The organism is Methylobacterium sp. A49B (assembly GCF_053346215.1).
This window is the reverse complement of record NZ_JBKFBO010000056.1, coordinates 1-15,387: the sequence shown is the minus strand read 5'-3', so window position 1 is coordinate 15,387 and position 15,387 is coordinate 1. Positions and strand designations below refer to the sequence as shown.

The 15,387-nt window shown below is 70.5% G+C and carries 14 protein-coding genes and 1 pseudogene; 10 read left to right on the top strand and 5 right to left on the bottom strand.

Annotation, left to right across the window (positions count from 1 at the left end):
• Positions 1 to 1,268 (bottom strand): annotated as a pseudogene (locus ACLBX9_RS04295) (glycosyltransferase); the annotation flags it as partial.
• Between the two features lie 426 nt (positions 1,269 to 1,694).
• On the opposite strand from ACLBX9_RS04295, the gene ACLBX9_RS04290 reads away from it, so the two are divergent.
• Entirely contained in the window at positions 1,695 to 2,210 is a 516-nt protein-coding gene (locus ACLBX9_RS04290; RefSeq protein WP_039894583.1) for a hypothetical protein, read from the top strand.
• 214 nt (positions 2,211 to 2,424) lie between these two features.
• Here the strand turns inward: ACLBX9_RS04290 and ACLBX9_RS04285 are convergent, their stop codons facing one another.
• From ACLBX9_RS04285 to ACLBX9_RS04270, 4 genes are all read right to left on the bottom strand, one after another.
• On the bottom strand, positions 2,425 to 2,625 hold the full coding sequence (locus ACLBX9_RS04285) for a hypothetical protein (RefSeq protein WP_039894582.1): 201 nt from the start codon (positions 2,623 to 2,625) through the stop codon (positions 2,425 to 2,427).
• Between the two features lie 463 nt (positions 2,626 to 3,088).
• A complete protein-coding gene (locus tag ACLBX9_RS04280) occupies positions 3,089 to 3,352 on the bottom strand; it encodes a hypothetical protein (protein ID WP_010686712.1) in 264 nt (87 codons plus the stop codon).
• Positions 3,353 to 3,681: 329 nt separating this feature from the next.
• A complete protein-coding gene (locus ACLBX9_RS04275; protein ID WP_447718022.1) occupies positions 3,682 to 4,899 on the bottom strand; it encodes an MFS transporter in 1,218 nt (405 codons plus the stop codon).
• Between the two features lie 504 nt (positions 4,900 to 5,403).
• Complete coding sequence (locus ACLBX9_RS04270; RefSeq protein WP_447718021.1) at positions 5,404 to 6,426, bottom strand: LacI family DNA-binding transcriptional regulator; 1,023 nt, start codon at positions 6,424 to 6,426, stop codon at positions 5,404 to 5,406.
• 231 nt (positions 6,427 to 6,657) lie between these two features.
• Here ACLBX9_RS04270 and ACLBX9_RS04265 point away from each other — a divergent pair, with 231 nt between their 5' ends.
• The 9 genes from ACLBX9_RS04265 (at position 6,658) to ACLBX9_RS04225 (ending at position 15,381) form a co-directional block, all read left to right on the top strand.
• On the top strand, positions 6,658 to 7,440 hold the full coding sequence (locus tag ACLBX9_RS04265) for an ABC transporter permease (protein WP_244625587.1): 783 nt from the start codon (positions 6,658 to 6,660) through the stop codon (positions 7,438 to 7,440).
• Entirely contained in the window at positions 7,437 to 8,228 is a 792-nt protein-coding gene (locus tag ACLBX9_RS04260) for an ABC transporter permease (RefSeq protein WP_010686707.1), read from the top strand. The genes ACLBX9_RS04265 and ACLBX9_RS04260 overlap by 4 nt, the downstream gene beginning before the upstream one ends.
• A 9-nt stretch (positions 8,229 to 8,237) precedes the next feature.
• Positions 8,238 to 9,059, top strand: a complete 822-nt coding sequence (locus tag ACLBX9_RS04255; RefSeq protein ID WP_010686706.1) for an ABC transporter ATP-binding protein — start codon at positions 8,238 to 8,240, stop codon at positions 9,057 to 9,059.
• On the top strand, positions 9,056 to 10,162 hold the full coding sequence (locus ACLBX9_RS04250; RefSeq protein WP_447718020.1) for an ABC transporter substrate-binding protein: 1,107 nt from the start codon (positions 9,056 to 9,058) through the stop codon (positions 10,160 to 10,162). The genes ACLBX9_RS04255 and ACLBX9_RS04250 overlap by 4 nt, the downstream gene beginning before the upstream one ends.
• Before the next feature lie 52 nt (positions 10,163 to 10,214).
• Complete coding sequence (hpsN, locus tag ACLBX9_RS04245) at positions 10,215 to 11,528, top strand: sulfopropanediol 3-dehydrogenase (RefSeq protein ID WP_447718019.1); 1,314 nt, start codon at positions 10,215 to 10,217, stop codon at positions 11,526 to 11,528.
• On the top strand, positions 11,525 to 12,292 hold the full coding sequence (locus tag ACLBX9_RS04240) for an SDR family NAD(P)-dependent oxidoreductase (RefSeq protein WP_447718018.1): 768 nt from the start codon (positions 11,525 to 11,527) through the stop codon (positions 12,290 to 12,292). The genes hpsN and ACLBX9_RS04240 overlap by 4 nt, the downstream gene beginning before the upstream one ends.
• A gap of 25 nt (positions 12,293 to 12,317) precedes the next feature.
• Positions 12,318 to 13,328 carry a zinc-dependent alcohol dehydrogenase gene (locus tag ACLBX9_RS04235; RefSeq protein WP_447718017.1) on the top strand — a complete coding sequence of 337 codons (1,011 nt, stop codon included), beginning with the start codon at positions 12,318 to 12,320 and terminating at the stop codon, positions 13,326 to 13,328.
• A 363-nt stretch (positions 13,329 to 13,691) separates the two neighbouring features.
• On the top strand, positions 13,692 to 14,462 hold the full coding sequence (locus ACLBX9_RS04230; protein ID WP_010685112.1) for an ABC transporter ATP-binding protein: 771 nt from the start codon (positions 13,692 to 13,694) through the stop codon (positions 14,460 to 14,462).
• Positions 14,455 to 15,381 carry an ABC transporter permease gene (locus ACLBX9_RS04225; RefSeq protein ID WP_447717960.1) on the top strand — a complete coding sequence of 309 codons (927 nt, stop codon included), beginning with the start codon at positions 14,455 to 14,457 and terminating at the stop codon, positions 15,379 to 15,381. Before ACLBX9_RS04230 ends, ACLBX9_RS04225 begins: the two co-directional genes overlap by 8 nt.
• Positions 15,382 to 15,387 lie beyond the last annotated feature (6 nt).

Here is a 15,387-nt window from a genome sequence, read left to right as displayed (position 1 = left end):
TTGCGGCCCTTCCTCCAGCCGGTGTCGCAGTAGTCGCGCACCGCGTCGGCCTCCTCGGAGAGCCCGTAGCGCGCCCGGTAGAAGCCGTGGTCGAACGCCCCCGCCACCAGCCGCGCCTGCAGGGCGAGCAGCGCCTCCCGGTCCACAGCCTCCCGGCCGATCGCCCCCAGCCAGCCCGTCTCCGCGACGGGCGCCCGCGCCGGCCGCAACCCGCAGACCCGCAGCAGCGCCGCCAGCGTCGAGCGGCCCGGCCCCGGATCGCGCAGCTCCCGCCAGCCCGCGCCGGCAAAGTGCAGGTACGGCGCCGTCCCGCCGACATCCGGGTAGGTCGCCCGGTACCAGCCCTCTTCCACCGCCGGAATGTTCAGACGCTGCGGCCCGGCAAACGGCTCCGCCCCGGTGAGCCGCGCCTCGGCTACGTGGCGGAAGAACGGGTCGTCCGCCACCGCCCGGCTGCCGGCCCGCGCCTGCACGAAGCCGGCCGGGTCGAAGTCCGGCCGCGGGCTGACCCGCGCCCGCCAGCCTTCGGTCACGTAGTGGCGCAGCAACGCGTCGTCCGAGGCGCCCGCCAGCGCCTCGGCCTGGGGCTCGGCGAGGCCCCGCCGGTAGTGGGCGGCGTCGAAGTGGGGCGCGAGCGTCCCGAGCCGCAGCGCCAGCGCTTCGGCCGGGTCCGGCCGGGCGGGTCCGCCGTGGAGGACGTAGTGCACCAGCGGGTTCTGGGTGGCGAAGGTGAGGCCGCGGGTGAGGCAGTAGGCCAGGGTGTCGAACTGCGGTGCGGGCTCGCGGCCCTCGCGCCAGCCCGACGCCATGTAGTGGTCGGCCGGGTCGACGCCGGCTGCGGCGATGTCGGGGTTGCCGGCGCGGTAGAAGGCGCCGTCGACGAGGCGGCGGGCGAGGCGCTCGACCTGGGCCGTGTCGCGCGGGGCCAGGGGATAGGCGGCGCCCTCCCCGGTGGACGTCCCCTTGTGGCGGTGCCGCGCGAGCGCGTGGAGGAAGGGGTTGATGCCGGCCGGGGCCAGGTGGGGGTGCTCGGCGAGGTAGGCGGCGGACGAGAAGTCGGGGCGCGGGTCGCGGCCCTCGCGCCAGCCGTGGACGAGGTAGTCGCGCACCGGATCGGCCGTGATGCCGTACCAGCTCGCGTAGAAGTCCGCGTCGAAGTACGGCGCCAGCGCGGCGATCTGGTCTGGCGCGGAGGCGATATCGTTCGCCGGCAGAAGGCCTTTGGGGCCCGCGAGGATGGCGACGGCGCTGCTGCCCGCGCGGATCAAGCCAGCGCTCGCCCAGCTTCGATACAAGCCGTGGAGTTTGTTCAAGGCACCGCACTCACGTCGCAGCGCGTCGCGCCGGTCGTTTCGACTCCTAGTCCGTCACCGACACGCCTGTCTCGCCCGTCAACCATGCCTGGAATCGAGCGATGCGCCCGGGCCGGAGCGTGGATCTTGCCGCTCGCTGCATTGGAAGCTCGTGCCCGTGTGCGCATGCGTTCGCGGGGTTGCGTTCAAGACAGTCACGTGCGCCGGGCGAGGCGCCACGTCGGTTGCCTCCTGCCCTATCGGAGCGCGCCGAGGTCGTAAACATCGGTGCATGGCCTGCCCGATTGTACCGAGCCGGCGCCAATCCGCGGCGCTGTTGACGCTGCGAGGGGCCTATGACCTATGCCTGACGACAACGACTTGATGTGGCGGGATCGTTCCATGGCTGAGGATAACACCCTTACGAAGGCTCTCGTTGACGTTCGGGCGCGCCGAGCCGCTCTTCAGAACGATTACGATCGTATCGCGGCCGAACTCACGAAGCTGCGCGCAGCCGAGGCTGCCCTGACCTCGATCGTGGAGGGGGTTCCGCTGGAGGACACCGCGCGCCTGCACGCATCGGATGGTGGACGGGCTCCGGCTGCCGATCGTGCCGCTTCCGCCCAGGGTGGCCGGCGCGGGGCTCGCGGTCCGCGAGCGAATTCGGCCAAGGGACGCCTGAAGGCCCTCCTTGCCAGCGCGGGCCCACAGGGCTTGTCGCACGCCGAGATCGCCGACCGGCTGCCTGATGTCGCGCCCAACACCCTCAACACTTACCTGAGCATGATGGTGACGGGCGGCGAGGCGGTCCGGAACGGCGACTTCTTCACCGTCGATGCGGCATCGGAGGAGGCGGATCCGGCTGACGAGTCTGCCGCCGCCGACGACACCCACCCCGATGCCGAAGCCGCGGAGTGAGCGGGAGTACCTGTTCAGCTGTCTTCAGCTGGATGAAAGCAGAATGGCCGCTGTGTAGAAAAATTACCGGAAGAGCCGCCATGCTGATATCGACTCGACCTTGCCGTAACGGCGCATCTGCGCCCTTCTTGAAAGCGGGCAGGGATCGCGCAGCCAATTCGGCCCCTATCCTGCTGCCGACCCCGTCACGAACAGCACCGCCGGTTCTCGCACCTCACTGCGCGTCACGCCACAGAGCGGCCATTTCCTGGAGCGCGGCTTCGCCCTGACTGAGCGCCGTCTGCTCGTCGGGCAACGAGTAGAGGCATTGCCGGAGGATGCAGTCCTGATCGCGGATGACCCAGCGATAGCGCGAGGGGTCCTCAGGGCAACTCTCAATCTGCAGGGAGAGGACTGCGAGGGCTTCCGCTGCCATCGTGGGCTCCTTCGACTTGCCGGACTGCGCTCCTGTCCTCGACGGGTGGGCAGTCGGGGAACTGCATCCAGTGGGTGAACGCGTCGGTGCGGTAGCTGTGCTCGCACGAGGCGACGTGCCAAGGTGCTGCATCGTCGGCGTGCTTGGGATCCCAGCGGATGATGGCGCGCTGGTCGGGCTCGTCACGGTTGATGGCGATGATCCACCGCCCATCGTGCGGGGCCCGATCCATCGTCCTCCAAGTGCGCATGGCACCCTCCCGGCGCCTCATCGTAGTGAGGCACCAGGAACGCTCGAAAGGCCGAAACCGTTCGGGCATCCCTCTGGCATCCTGCCGGATCTTCGCGACAGAGTGAGGCGCCGATCCGGCCGCACGCCACGGTGCGACCGGCCGGACGCCTCTGAGGTACGAGGACCTCCAATCTGCCGACGCTGTCGGACCCGTCTCTTGGGCGCGAGCGGCTCAGTAGCGACCGTAGCCGCCGTAGCCGTTGTAACCGCCGTAACGACGTCCTTCGTAGATGCGCACGTCCCGGCGGCCGTAGCCGCCGAACTCGCGGTGGCGGCGATAGCCGTGCGCTGGGGCCCAGGCCGGTGGGCCACCGTGACGGAAACCGCGCTCACCCCTGGCCCATGGCGGATCCGCCATGGCGGGCGAGGTGGCCCCGACGACTCCGACGGCCAGGGTCAGCGCGCCGAACGCAGCCAACATGGATTTGCGAACCATAAAATGCCTCCCTCGTGTCGGGATGTTGCCGACCACGGACCAGAGACGGCGGGCACGGGCGAACCGTTCCCACGCGAAGGGCGCGATCGCGAGCCACTCGCGCTACGATCCGGCGCAGCCTTCGCCCGACGACTTGCGACAGGGCGCAGCCAGGCGTTCGAGGACGATGCGGCCGCGACACGGCGAGTGCAGAGCAACTCACGCGGAGCCGCCTTTCCTAGGGGGACCTTTCGCGGTCCCGGGGAACCATCGGCGCTTCTCAAGACCCGCCATACGTCGGCCGCTCTACGACGTCGGCCCGAAGCGGTTGCGGCCGCCGTTCAGCCGCCTCAAGCCAGTCGGCGTGCACCTCGCACGGACATCAACACCAGCGCCGAAGCCGCAAGAGCCAGCGGCACGAACGAGACCCAGAGGACCGTGTCCCATCCGTAACTCGTGAGCAGACCTCCGGACGAGAACGAGCCGACGGCCACCATCCCGAAGACGATGAAGTCGTTGACCGACTGCACCCGCGTCTGTTCCTCGGGCCGGTGGCATTCCAGCACCATCGCCGAGGCCCCCACGAAGCCGAAGTTCCAGCCGAAGCCGAGAAGGATCAAGGCCAGCCAGAAATGCGCGACGTCCACGCCCGCTAGGCCGACGACGGCAGCCGCGCCCGTCAGTGTCAGGCCGGCCGCCACAACTCTGGGCGCCCCGAAGCGCGTGATCAGCCGTCCGGTGAAGAAGCTCGGGCCGTACATGGCGATCACGTGCCACTGGAGGCCGAGGTTTGCGTCCGCCTGCGCATGGCCGCACAGGTGCATGGCCAGCGGCGCCGCCGTCATCACGAAGTTCATCAGCAGGTACGACACCGAGCCGCAGACCACCGCGATGATGAAGCGCGGCTGAGCCAGGATCCTGGCCAGCGGCCGCCCACCGTCGAGAACGTCCGCAGCGGGGCGTGGCAGGCGGACGCCAGCGAGAACGACGGCCGCCAGTGCGGCGACTGCCGCCTGAGCCAGGAAAGTAGCGGCGAACAGGTAGGGCGGCCACAGGTTCATGGTGTGCGTGACGAGTTGCGGGCCGATCACCCCAGCGAAGATCCCGCCCGCCATGACGGTGGACAGCGCGCGCGGTCGCCGCTCCGGCGGGACGCACTCCGCCGCGGCGAAGCGGAAGGAGAAGACCACGGCGGCGTAGGCCCCCCCGAAGAACATGGCCGCGCTGAACAGCCAGAAATCGGCTGTCAGGATGGCGAGCGTGGACAGCAGCCCGACAAGCACCCCGCAACTCGTTCCGCACATGAAGGCCGCGCCGCGACCGTAGCGGCGGGCGATGCTGCCGGCCGGGAGCGAACAGGCGGCCATCCCGACGACGAAGATCGAGATCGGTAGCGTCGCCAGGACCTTGCTCGGCGCCAGCATGTTGCCGACGATCGCGCCGGTCGAGAACACGACGACGGAGTTCGCCCCGGCGAGCGCCTGTGCGATGGCCAGCCTGAGGACGTTCGAAGGGCCGGCTTGGGCAAAGGACGCGCGTTGGGTGGTCAACGTGGGGGCGTCAGGCATCGGAGGCTCTGGTTTCGACGGACGGCTTCCCCGTGCCCGCGAGCCGGCACGAGAGGTCAAACCGGGAGGGCCAGGTTTGGTCAGGTCGGGCGGCTCTATATCGAGCGGCGCCCGTCTGTATCTCGACGGCATGCCAATCGGTATAGAATGGCTGCCAGCCTGAAGACTCGCGGTGATGTAGAAGCCGATTGAGGCGCCGCCTGGGCTGGTGCTGCCCGGAGCGGTCACCGGGCGTTCCCAGATCATCCCGGCGCGTGGGTACTTTGCCGAGCACGCACTCCGCTGGCGCCAACGCGTCAACGCCACGTCCGGAGTGCCCTCGGTGGTCGTGGAAGGGCGCTCCTTCGTCATCCCGCCGGAGCAGGCGGTGTGGCTGCCGGCCGGCGTCCGGCATCGGGTCGGATCGCTTCTCGGCTCCCAGTTCCGCAGCCTGCGGGTCGCCGATGAGGTCGGACAGGACGCGACCGGAACTGGCCGTAAGCCGCCTGTCCGCTTCGGAGCCGGCTAGCCGGTCGGCATCGGCCCCGGCCCAGACGAACGACGCTCGATCAGCTCGATCGGCATCTCCGTTCGGCGCGCGCGGAGTTCCCCGCGCAGTCGGGCCAGCAGATGCTCGGCGACTTCCCGGCCAAGCTCCGCAGTCGGAAGATGAATCGTCGTGAGGGACGGCGCGATATGGCTGGCGATCTCGAGATTGTCGATCCCGACGACCGACAGGTCGCGGGGAACGGTCAGACCACGTTGTTCGGCCTCGAGAAGCACGCCGACGGCGAGAAGGTCGTTCCCGCAGACGACCGCCGTCGGGGGCTCGGCGAGCCCCAGGAGCTGCAGGAGGCCGGCCCGGCCGCCGGCGAGCGAGAAGGGCTGCTGCGATACGCGGGCGTTCGAGAACTCGAGGCCCTCCGCCGCGAGGGCCCGCCTCACGCCGTCGATGCGCAGGCGCGCGCGGTCGTTGGCCTGGGTGAAGCCTGAGACCATGCCGAACCGGCGGTGGCCCTTGGCGAGCAGGTGCCGGGCCGCGAGATAGCCGGCCTGCGCGTTGTCGAAGCCGATCGAGTCCAGCCGGCCATCGAACGACCACGTCAGCACGACCGGGATCGGCGTTTCGGTGACGAGGGCCCAGGTCTCGGGCAGATGGTCCGCGCCGACCAGCATCAGGGCGTCGACGCCGCGACCGAGCATGGATCGGACAAGCGCGGCTTCCTCGACGGCCGAGTATTCGTGCGCCGCGATCAGGAGCTGATAGCCGTTGCGGGCCAGGGTCGTCTGCAGCGCCTGGATCGCACGCGCGAAGATCGAGTGGTCGAGCGTCGGGATGATGGCGCCGATCGTATACGTCCGGCCCGATGCGAGGGCCTGGGCCGGGCCGCCGGGCAGGTAGCCGAGCGACTCGGCCGCTGCACGCACCCGTCGGATCGTGTCCGGATGGACGATCGCGGCGCCGGCCATCGCGCGCGAGGCGGTCGCCGGCGAGACGCCCGCCCGCTGGGCCACCGCCTGCAATGTCGCGCGCTGCTGACGTTTCACGGCAAGACACTCTGGGTCGGACTCCGCTCCGCAGTGATGAATGCGCATTCAATAAAACGCAACTGGCCAGCGAAGCATGCTCTATCCGTGCTGGATTCGCGCCGCGGTACTGCCGATTATTATAGACCGATGGTTGACAAACTGGCGGTGAAGCGCACAATGAAAGCGCATTCATTGAATGCTCATGCGGTGAGTCGCGAGAAGACGGCCATCGCAGCGCGAGGAAACGCCGTGAAGTTCAGCCGCCGCATGTGCGTCGGCATGGCGACGCTCGTCGTCATCGCCGTCCTCTGGTACGTCGCGACCACCGGCCTCGGCCTGATCTCGGCAGGGCGGTTTCCGGCGCCCGGCGACGTGGAGACGGCAGCGGTCCAAGCCTTCGTTCGCGGCTATCCCGATACGACGCTCCTCGTCCACGTCCTGCACTCGCTCCGGCTCGTTGCCCTGGGCTTCGTTGTCTCGGTGACGCTGGGCGTCCCGCTCGGCCTGCTGATGGGCTGGAACCGCACGGCCGAGGCACTCATCAACCCGGTCTTCCTGCTGCTGCGCCCGATCCCGCCGCTCGCCTGGATCCCGCTCGCCATCCTGTGGCTCGGCCTGGGCGACGGGGCCAAAGTGATGGTCATCGTCATCGCGGCGCTGCCTCCGGCGGTGATCAGCACCCAGGCCGGCGTGCGGGGCGTGCCACCGCAGATCATCGAGGCGGCGCAGATGCTCGGCACCCCGCGCCTGCGCTTCGTCACGGACGTGCTGGCGCCGGCGGCGGCGCCGATGATCTTCACGGGGCTGCGGCTGGCGCTCCAGGCGAGCTGGACCACCCTGGTCGCGGCCGAGCTCGTCGGCTCGCTCGCGGGGCTCGGCTATGTCCTGAACGTCGCGCAGCAGGATCTCTACCCGGGCATGATCCTCGTCGGCATGGCCGCCGTCGGCGTGCTCGGTGCCGGGAGCACCGCGTTGCTGGGGATGGCCGAGCGCCGGGCGATCGGCTGGGCGCAGCTGCGGGGGGCCGCATGATCGCCTCCCGCCAGCCGCTCCCGCTGCACCGCAGCCTGGCCCTCGGCGCGATCGGCACCCTGGCCTTTCTCGGCTTCTGGGCGTTCCTGTCCCGGTCCGGCCTCGTCTCGCCGCTGTTCCTGCCGGGACCGGTCGCCGTGGCGGAGCGCTTCGCGAGCCTGACCGAGCGGCCCTTCGCGGGGGGCACGCTCCCCGCCCATGTCGCCTCCAGCTTGCAGCGGTTCCTGATCGGCTACCTGCTCGCCGCCGCGGTCGGCGTGCCGCTCGGCCTGATGATGGGGTGGTCGCGCCTCCTCGACGACATCGTCACGCCGATCTTCGACGGGCTGCGCTTCATCGCGCCGATCGCCTGGGTTCCCTTCGCCGCCCTCTGGTTCGGCACCGGGATCGGCGGCCCGATCCTGATCATCTTCGCGGGCGCCTTTCCGCCCTGCCTGATCAACGCCTATCGGGGCGCCCGCTACGTCGACGCGCGCCTGCTGGAGGCCGCCGAGATGCTCGGAACGCCGGGCTATCGGATGATCGCCGAGGTGCTCCTGCCCGCCGCGCTGCCCTCGATCGTCGCCGGCCTGCGCATCAGCGCAGGCCTGGGGTGGCAATCCCTGGTCGGCGCCGAGCTGATCGTGGCCTCGACGGGGGTCGGCTACATGATGGTGCAGGCCCAGGGCGCCGTCTCGACCGCGACCGTGATGGTCGGAATGGTCGCGATCGGCCTCGTCGGCGTGGTCATCGACGTCGCGCTGCGCACGCTCGAGACCCGCCTCCGCCGGCATCACGGACAGGCTTGAGGGGATCCGATGAGCGCAATCCGGTTCGAGCGGGTCGAGAAGAGCTTCGGGAGCAACGTCAAGGCGCTCGACGGCGTCGACCTCACGGTGGCCGACCGCGAGTTCGTGGCCATCGTCGGCGCCTCGGGTTGCGGCAAGACGACCTGCCTGCGCCTCGTGGCCGGGTTCGAGGCCCCGACCGGCGGCCGGATCACCGTCGGCGGGCGGCCGGTTACCGAGCCGGGGCCCGACCGGGCCGTGGTGTTCCAGCAGTTCGCGCTGTTCCCGTGGAAGACCGTGGCGCAGAACATCGCGTTCGGGCTGCGCAACAAGGGCATGCCCGCCGTCGAGCGCCAGGAGCGCGTCGCCGCGGCGATCGACATGATCGGCCTCGCCAGCCACGCCGACGCCTACCCGCACCAGCTCTCCGGCGGCATGCAGCAGCGCGTCGCCATCGCCCGCGCCTACGTCCTCGAGCCCGAGGTGCTCCTCATGGACGAGCCCTTCGGCGCCCTCGACGCCCAGACCCGCGTGGTGATGCAGGAGGAGCTGGTCCGCCTCGCGCGCAAGAACCCGCGCACTGTCCTGTTCATCACCCACGGGGTCGAGGAGGCGGTCTACCTCGCCGACCGGGTCGCGGTCATGACCAAGCGCCCGGGGCGCATCAAGGAGATGATCGACGTCAAGGCGGTCCGCGAAGCGGAACGCTGGGAGGAGCACGCCCGCATCGAGGACGTGATGGACCTCGAATCGTTCGTCCATCTGCGGACGCACATCTGGAAATCGCTGCGCGAAGAGAAGGCGGCCGGCCGGTCAGCCGGCGATCCGCGACCCGAGGGAGAGGCGACATGACCGAGATTCGAGGCAAAGGGTGCCGGCGCGGCCGGCGGCGGGCATGGCTCCTGGCCGGCGCCCTCGCGCTGGCGCCGGTGGTCGCGTCGGCCCTCCCGGTGAAGGCCGCGGAGCCAGAGCGGATCGGCGTGTCCTATCAGCCGTCGCTCTACTGGGCGCTGCCCTTCTACATCGCCACGCAGAAGGGCTGGTGGAAGGAGGTCGGCCTCGAGCCGACCTTCGCCGTCTTCCCGGCCGGCGCGCCCCAGGTCGCCGCCGCGCAGGCGGGATCCTGGGATGTCGGCGGGACCGGTTCCGTGCCGGCGATCCTCGGCGCGGCGCGCTTCGGCCTGCTGACGATCGGCCTCACCAACGACGAATCGAAGACCAATGCGTTGATGGTGCGCGCCTCACGGCACGATGCGATCCTCAAGGATCCCAAGCAGCTCGCCGGACAGAAACTGCTCGTCACCACCAACTCCACCGCCGATTACGCCGCCCGCGCCTGCCTTCGGAAGTGGGGCCTCGGCCCGCGCGAGATGCGCTTCGTCAACCTCGGACAGGCGCAGATCATCTCGGCGATGATCGCCGACGCGGGCGAGGTGGTCGGCGTCTGGGCTCCGAACACCTACACGCTGGAGGAGAAGGCCAGCGCGCAGGTCCTGTGCAGCGGGGCCGACGCCGACGCCATGGTGCCCGGTGCCCTGATCACCCGCGCCGACTTCGCCAAGGCGCATCCGGACGCGGTCGCCAAGTTCCTCGCGGTCTATCTCCGGGGCTGGGGCTGGGCCAAGGCGAATCCCAAGGACGCGCACGACATGGCCAAGCGCTTCTACGCCGAGGGCGGCGTCGAGGCGTCCGACCACGCCATCGACCAGGAATTCGCGCTGCGCCCGACCTACGCCCTCGACGCGCAGCTCAAGGCGATGGCGCGTGCGGACGGCCCCTCGCAGGTCGACGGCTGGTTCTCACGGATCGGCACGTTCATGGCCGAGGTCGGCACCATCGCGCAGGCGCCCGAGGCCAAGGGATACATCGACGACGCCTTCATGAAGCGCGTCGCGGCCGATCCGAAGCTCCGGGCCTTCGCCACGGAGTTCGACGGGGCCGCCGCCCCGCGCTGAGCGCGGCCGGCCGCCTGAACCCGTTCGAGACATCCGCAGAGAGGCAGGGATCATGACGATCGACTACGCGAAGCGGGCGACCAAGACGCCCGAGACCGAGACCGACGCGGCGCGTCAGGTCGTGACGGAGATGCTCGCCGCCATCGAGGCGCGGGGCGAGGAGGCGGTGCGGGACTATGCCCGTTCCCTCGACCGCTGGACCGGCGAGATAGTGGTGACCCCCGAGGAGATCGCCCGGCGCACGAAGGACATCCCCGCGCGCGTCAAAGAGGACATCGCCTTCGCGGCGGGGCAGGTGCGGCGCTTCGCCGAGGCCCAGCGCGACAGCGTCCAGGACTTCTCGGTGGAGCTGGTGCCGGGCCTCGTCACCGGCCAGAAGCTCGTCCCCTGCAACGTCGCGGGGTGCTACGTGCCCACCGGGCGCTACGCCCACATCGCCTCGGCCTACATGTCGGTGGCCACCGCCAAGGCGGCGGGCGTCCCGACGGTCGTGGCCTGCTCGACGCCCTTCCGCGGCGAGGGCATCCACCCTTACGTGCTCTACGCGATGCAGGTGGCCGGCGCCGACGTGATCATGACGCTGGGCGGCGTCCAGGCGATCGCCGCGATGGCCTTCGGGCTGTTCACCGGCAAGCCCGCCGACATCATCGTCGGGCCGGGCAACAAGTTCGTGGCCGAGGCCAAGCGGATGCTGTTCGGCCGCGTCGGGATCGACGTCTTCGCGGGCCCCTCCGAGGTCGGGATCATCGCCGACGAGACCGCCGACCCGGCGCTCGTGGCCTCGGACCTCGTCGGCCAGGCCGAGCACGGGCACGAGAGCCCGGCTTGGCTGTTCACCACCTCGCGTGCCCTCGCGGACGACGTGATCGCGCGGATGCCGGCGCTGATCGACGCCCTGCCGCCCACGGCGCGGGACGCCGCCGCCGCCGCGTGGCGCGACTACGGCGAGGTGGTGGTGTGCGGGACCCGGGAGGAGATCGTCGCCGTCTCCGACCGCTACGCGAGCGAGCATCTGGAGGTCCACGCCGCCGACCTCGACTGGTGGCTCGCGCAGCTCAGCAATTACGGTTCGCTGTTCCTCGGCGAGGAGACCACGGTCGCCTTCGGCGACAAGACCTCCGGCCCGAACCACATCCTGCCGACCAAGTACGCCGCCCGGTATTCCGCCGGGCTGTCCGTGCACAAGTTCCTGCGGCCGCTGACGTGGCAGCGCATGGACCGGGAGGCCTGCAAGACCATCGCCCAGGCCACGGCCCGGATCTCGCGCCTGGAGGGCATGGAGGCCCATGCCCGCACGGCCGATCACCGGCTGGCGAAGTACTTCCCCGGCCACGGCCTCGATCTCGGCGAGGCGGTGACCGCATGACCTTCCGCCTGACGCGCCTGTTCGACCTGACCGGGCGGACGGCTCTGGTGACGGGGGGTAATTCCGGTCTCGGGCTGGCGCTGGCCCGCGCGCTGGGCCTCGCCGGGGCCGGGCTGATCCTGACCGCCCGCCGCGAGGCCGACCTCGCGGCGGCGGCCGAGGACCTGCGGGGGGAGGCGATCGCCGGCGAGGTCCTGCCCGCCGATCTCGCGGAGCCCGCCGCGGTCGCCGACCTCGTCGCGCGGCTCGGCGGCCGGCCGGTCGACATCCTCGTGAACGCCGCGGGGATGAACCTGCGCCAGCCCTTCGCGGCCGTGACGGCGGAGGCCTTCGACCGTCACATGGCTCTGCACGTGCGCGCGCCCTTCCTGCTGACCCAGGCCCTCGCGCCGGGGATGGCGTCGCGCGGATACGGGCGGATCCTCAACGTCGCCTCCCTGCAATCCTACCGGGCCTTTCCGGACTCCGCGCCCTACGGCGCCGCCAAGGGGGCGGTGGTGCAGCTCACCCGCGCCATCGCGGAGGCGTGGTCGGCGCGCGGCGTGACCTGCAACGCGATCGCGCCCGGCTTCTTCCCGACGCCGCTGACACAGGCGGTGTTCGCCGATTCCGAGCGCGCAGCCCGCAACGCCGCGCAGACGGCCTGCGGCCGCAACGGCGAACTCACCGACCTCTACGGCGCGGCGGTCTTCCTCGCCTCCGAGGCCTCCGCCTACGTCACCGGGCAGACGCTGCCGGTCGACGGGGGATTCACCGCCAAATGAACGCCCGCTTGTCCGAGGCCCCGCGATGAGAGCGCTGATCTACACCGGTCCGAACGCGCTCATTGTCGACGACGTGCCGGTTCCCGTGCCGGGGCCCGGCGAGGTGCTGGTACGGGTGGAGGCGGTCGGCATCTGCGGTTCGGACATGCACGCCTATCACGGTCACGATGCCCGGCGCCCCGCCCCGCTGATCCTCGGCCACGAGGCCGCCGGACGGGTCGCGGAGGGGCCGCAGGCCGGCGCCCGCGTGGCGGTGAATCCGCTGGTCACCTGCGGACACTGCCCGGCGTGCGAATCCGGGCGCACGCATCTGTGCCCGAGCCGGCAGATCCTCTCGATGCCCCCGCGCCCGGGGGCCTTCGCGGACTATGTCTGCGTCCCCGAGAAGAGCCTCGTGCCGATCCCGGACGCGCTGTCGACCACGCACGCAGCCCTCGCCGAGCCGCTCGCCGTCGCCTACCATGCCGTCAACCAGGGGGCACGGCTTCTCGGGCGCCCTCTGGCGGGGGCGCGGTGCGTGGTGCTGGGCGGCGGCGCGATCGGTTTCGGGTCCGGTCTGGTCCTGGCCATGCAGGGGGCGGGCGAGGTCGTCATCATCGAGCCGAATCCCGAGCGGCGCGCCGAAGCCGCGCGCGGGCTCCCCACGGCCCGCTGCCTGGCGCCCGACGATGCCGAGGGTCCGGGTCCCGACAGTGCCGACCTGATACTCGACGCCGTCGGCAGCGACGCGACGCGGGCCAAGGCGAGCCAGCTCGCCCGGCCGGGCGCGGTCATCGTGCATATCGGGCTTCTGCCCGGCGAGCGGGGGCTGGACGTCCGCAAGATCACGCTTCAGGAGATCGTTGTGTCGGGCAGCTACTGCTACACGATGCAGGAGTTCCGCGACGTGGTCGAGGCCCTCGCGGATGGCCGGCTGGGTCCCCTCGACTGGGTCGAGGAGCGCCCGCTCGCCGCGGGCGCGGCTGCCTTCGCCGACATGGATGCGAGCCGCGTCGCTGCGCCGAAGCTGATCCTTCGTCCGGACACGCTGGCTTGAGAATCGGCGTCGCACGAACGAAGGACCGTACCCGAAGTCGGACCCACGACGGCGGCTTCCGTTGGCGAGCACAATCCCCGTGCGGTTGGAGGCCGCCCCCAAACAGGCGAAGCCCGCCCCCGTGCAGGCGGGGCTTGCGCCCGGGGAGGGACGGATCGACCGCTCCTGCGAGACGCTGCTGTTGCCAGATGTCTTATATATGATGCATTATCTGGTAGCATCATCGTGACCCGTTGGCGGACGGAAGTCCGGTCGAGGGTCGCCGGAGGAGCGCCGGGAAGAGCGCAGGACGGCTGAGACGCAGGCAAAGCTCGGTACGGTCGCGTCGACACGTGGCCCAAGCCGCGGCGGCAGGGAGGAAGGATGGACACGGGTCAGCCTCTTCTGGAGGTGGACGGCGTCACGCTCCGCTACAAGACGCCCGAGCATCTCGTCACGGCCACCTACCGGGTGAGCTTCCGGGTTTGGCCCGGGGACCGGTTCGTGCTGCTCGGGCCGTCGGGCTGCGGGAAGTCGACGCTGCTCAAGGCGGTGGGCGGCTACATGGCGCCGACGGAGGGCGAGATCCGCCTGAAGGGTCAGGCGGTCACCGAGCCCGGGCCCGACCGGATGATGGTGTTCCAGGAGTTCGACCAGCTGCTGCCGTGGAAGACGGTGCGGCAGAACGTGGTGTTTGCCCTCGAGGCCTCGGGCCGGCTCAAGGGCCGCGCGGCCCTGGAGCGGGCCAACCTGTACATCGACAAGGTCAACCTGACGAAGTTCGCCGACAGCTATCCGCACACGCTCTCGGGCGGGATGAAGCAGCGCGTGGCCATCGCCCGCGGCATGGCCATGGAGCCCGACATCCTGCTGATGGACGAGCCGTTCGCCGCGCTGGACGCGCTCACGCGGCGGCGCATGCAGGACGAGCTGCTGGCGCTGTGGGAGGGCACGCGCTTCACCGTGCTGTTCGTGACCCACTCGATCCCCGAGGCGATCAAGGTCGGCTCGCGCATCCTGCTGCTCTCGCCGCACCCGGGCGAGGTCAAGGCCGAGCTCAACAGCGCCGACAGCCCGGAGGCGGCGCTGCGGCTGGAGGGCCGGATCCAGCAGATGCTGTTCTCGGAGGAGATCCAGGAGGCGGAGAATGTCTAGCGCGCAAGCCCTGACGGACGCGCCCCGGCCGGGGACGGTGCCGCCGCGGCCCGCCCTTGCGGACCCGCCCCGGCCCGAGATCGTGCGCGAGACCGGGCACGCCCACGGCGCCACGGTGGTGGAGAAGAAGCTGTCGTGGGCCGAGCGGCTGTACAACCAGGCGTGGCTGCGCAAGCTGCTGATCCTGGCGCTGCTGGCCGGGATCTGGGAGGCCTACGGGCGCTACCTCGACAACGACCTTTTGTTCCCGACCTTCACCGCCACCGTGGAGGCGTTCGTGCGCGGCATCATGGACGGCACGCTGCCGGCGCGCGCCTGGGTGTCGCTGAAGGTGCTGCTGATGGGCTACGCCGCGGGCGTCGCGCTGGCGACGCTGCTCACCGGCGTCGCCATCGCGTCGCGGATCGGGACCGACTTCCTCGAGACCTTGACGTCGATGTTCAATCCCTTGCCGGCGATCGCGCTGCTGCCGCTGGCGCTGATCTGGTTCGGGTTGGGCAACGGCAGCCTGATCTTCGTGCTGGTGCACTCGGTGACCTGGGCGATCGCGCTCAACACGCATTCGGGCTTCCTGTCGGTGAGCCGGACGCTGAAGATGGTCGGGCGCAACTACGGGCTGTCGGGCCCGGGGCTGATCGGCAAGATCCTGATCCCGGCGGCGTTCCCCTCGATCCTGACCGGCCTGAAGGTCGGCTGGGCGTTCGCGTGGCGCACCCTGATCGCGGCCGAGCTGGTGTTCGGCGTGTCGTCCGGGGCGGGGGGGCTGGGCTGGTTCATCTTCGAGAACAAGAACATGCTCGACATCCCGAACGTGTTCGCCGGCCTGCTCACCGTCATCCTGATCGGCCTCGTGGTCGAGAACCTGATCTTCCAGACCATCGAGCGCCGCACCGTCCAGCGCTGGGGCATGCAGGCCTGAGCGGCG